This window comes from Ferroplasma sp. Type II, from assembly GCF_000496155.1.
The window spans coordinates 58,425-60,468 of sequence record NZ_KI542693.1; the positions used below are offsets into that span (position 1 = coordinate 58,425).

The following is a 2,044-nucleotide window of genomic DNA, read 5'->3' on the forward strand; positions in this document are numbered from 1 at the left end:
AAACTATATCATGCTTGCAGCCTCGAGGGCCATTGCAGGGTTCGGAATTGGTGGAGAACTGGGCTCTGCTATTACAGCATTGGAGGAATTTTCNCCATCTAAAAACAGAGGTTTTTCTGTGGGAACAGGAAATGGGGTTATGTTTGACTTTGGAACATTCATTGCGGGATTTGTATCATTCTTTGCAATTGCATATCTCCCTGTGAGCTATGGATGGAGGATTGCTTTTCTTACTGCAGTGGTGCTAGCGGCATTTATATTCGTTGCCAGGCTTGATCTTCCCGAATCAATAAGGTATCTTCTAAGGAAGGGAAAAGTTGATGAGGCTGGACTCATAGTAGCAGGCATTGAACTGCAAGTAGAGAAGAAAACCGGGAAGCTGTCCCCGGTTAAGAACTCAGTAAAAGTAATGACCGACTCGGGCAATATTGGAGCATCAGAAGGATTTCGTGTTATTTTCAAAAAATATAAGAAAAGGATAGCACTTTCCTGGATTCTTAATTTCACAGAAACTTGGCCTTATTATGCTGCATTCTCCATAATACCACTTATATTCACGGACATATACCATATAAAATCCCAGGATACTGGCCTCATACTAAGCGTTGTACTGGGTGCTGGTGTCTTAGGGGTTCTATTATGGGCATTCCTTCTAGACGTTATAGGAAGAAGACCGGTGATATTGATTACATATATAATGGCAGGAATAGTAGCTATTATTCTTGGAATAGTTGTAAAATCAATAGATTTTGTGGTATTTATTGCAATACTGTCTTTGATGTACTTCTTCACCTATGCTGCAGCTGCACTTCTTTATCCACAGATAGGAGAAATGTTTCCCACAAGAGCAAGAGGTTCTGGAGTTGGTACGGCAATAGGATTCGGCAGATTGGGAGGCATTATAGGCCCATTCGTTTTGCTTGCTCTGCTACCCTTAGGTCTAGTATATGTGTTCGTAGTTACCGGGATAGTGCTTATTATAGGAGGTCTTGCAGAGGTAGTACTTGGTCCGGAATTAAAAAGGGAAAGCCTGGAAAAAGCGTCGAACGATGATTAATTTTTAAGGTATTCCAGCAATTTATTTTCATCCTTTAAATTTTCTATTACAAGATCAGCAGATTTCAGGTCGTTTGTATCATACATCCCTGTTGCCACGCCTATTGCATTTACCGATGCTTCTCTGGCTGCCTTTATATCTAAAGGTGTATCTCCAATAAGATATATTCCCGATTTTTGAATACTCTTGCCATATCTTTCCATTGCATAATCAACGAGTTTTGACCTTATAATATCATCACTTCCATATCCTCCAGTGGCAAAATATTTTTCAATTCCGGCCTTTTTAATTCTTATGCTGGCTACTGGCTGAATGTTTCCTGTCAGAATGCCTAGAACATACTTTTTTTCCTTCAATGTTTCGAGGACGTGATCGACATTGTTAAGCAAAGCATAATCTGCTGGCTTTATATTACTGGAAACATATTCCTCCATTGTCCTGAAAGCTTCATTAATTTTATTCTTTATCTCTATTTCCGGAATATTTTGTTTTTTTAGCAATCCGTAGAGTATTCCTGTGTCTGTCATGCCATGCCTGGGAAATGATTCAATGTCTGTTTTCACCCCGTAAATCTTTTCACAAACATAATTGAAAGAATACGTGTGTGTAGGGGACTCTTCCATCAGTGTACCATCAATATCAAACAAAAGCAACTTTTCCATAAAGATAAATGCCCTTGTCTATTAGAGTTTTTCTATTTGTTGGTTCCCTGCTAGAGTTGCTCCAGATCAGTTCTTACGATTAGTTTTATCTTACAATAATATGTGTGAGCTACCTCATACCTGGGCATTAAAGCTTCCTGTTTCAAAATACATAAATAGAATTAGTTTAAGAGGATAACACGCTATTTATTGTATTCATAGAATCCCTTTCCGGTTTTCCTGCCCAGGTATCCCGCTATGACCATATNTTTTAACCTCTCTGGGGGAATATATGCATCACCATATGCCCTGTTAAATGATTTTAAAACATCGTATACTATGTCTA

General features: G+C 38.7%; 3 protein-coding genes. 1 reads left to right on the plus strand and 2 read right to left on the minus strand.

Annotated features, from left to right (window positions below; genetic code table 11):
- Positions 1-1,057, plus strand: a 1,057-nt coding sequence (locus AMDU4_RS02740; protein WP_290703999.1) for an MFS transporter, incomplete at its 5' end; no start/stop codon positions are given.
- Here AMDU4_RS02740 and AMDU4_RS02745 read toward each other — a convergent pair.
- Positions 1,054-1,719, minus strand: coding sequence for an HAD family hydrolase (locus AMDU4_RS02745; RefSeq protein WP_021786460.1), 666 nt, complete (start codon positions 1,717-1,719; stop codon positions 1,054-1,056). The two genes, AMDU4_RS02740 and AMDU4_RS02745, sit on opposite strands and share 4 nt — an antisense overlap.
- Before the next feature lie 182 nt (positions 1,720-1,901).
- The gene (locus AMDU4_RS02750; RefSeq protein WP_290704008.1) at positions 1,902-2,039 is read right to left on the minus strand and encodes a 3-hydroxyacyl-CoA dehydrogenase family protein; all 138 of its coding nucleotides are present in this window, start codon (positions 2,037-2,039) and stop codon (positions 1,902-1,904) included.
- Positions 2,040-2,044: the final 5 nt, after the last annotated feature.

What these genes read in the sequence shown, in the direction of transcription:
- AMDU4_RS02745 (WP_021786460.1), bottom strand. Translation starts at nt 1,719, where the DNA reads ATGGAAAAGTTGCTTTTGTTTGATATTGATGGTACACTGATGGAAGAG.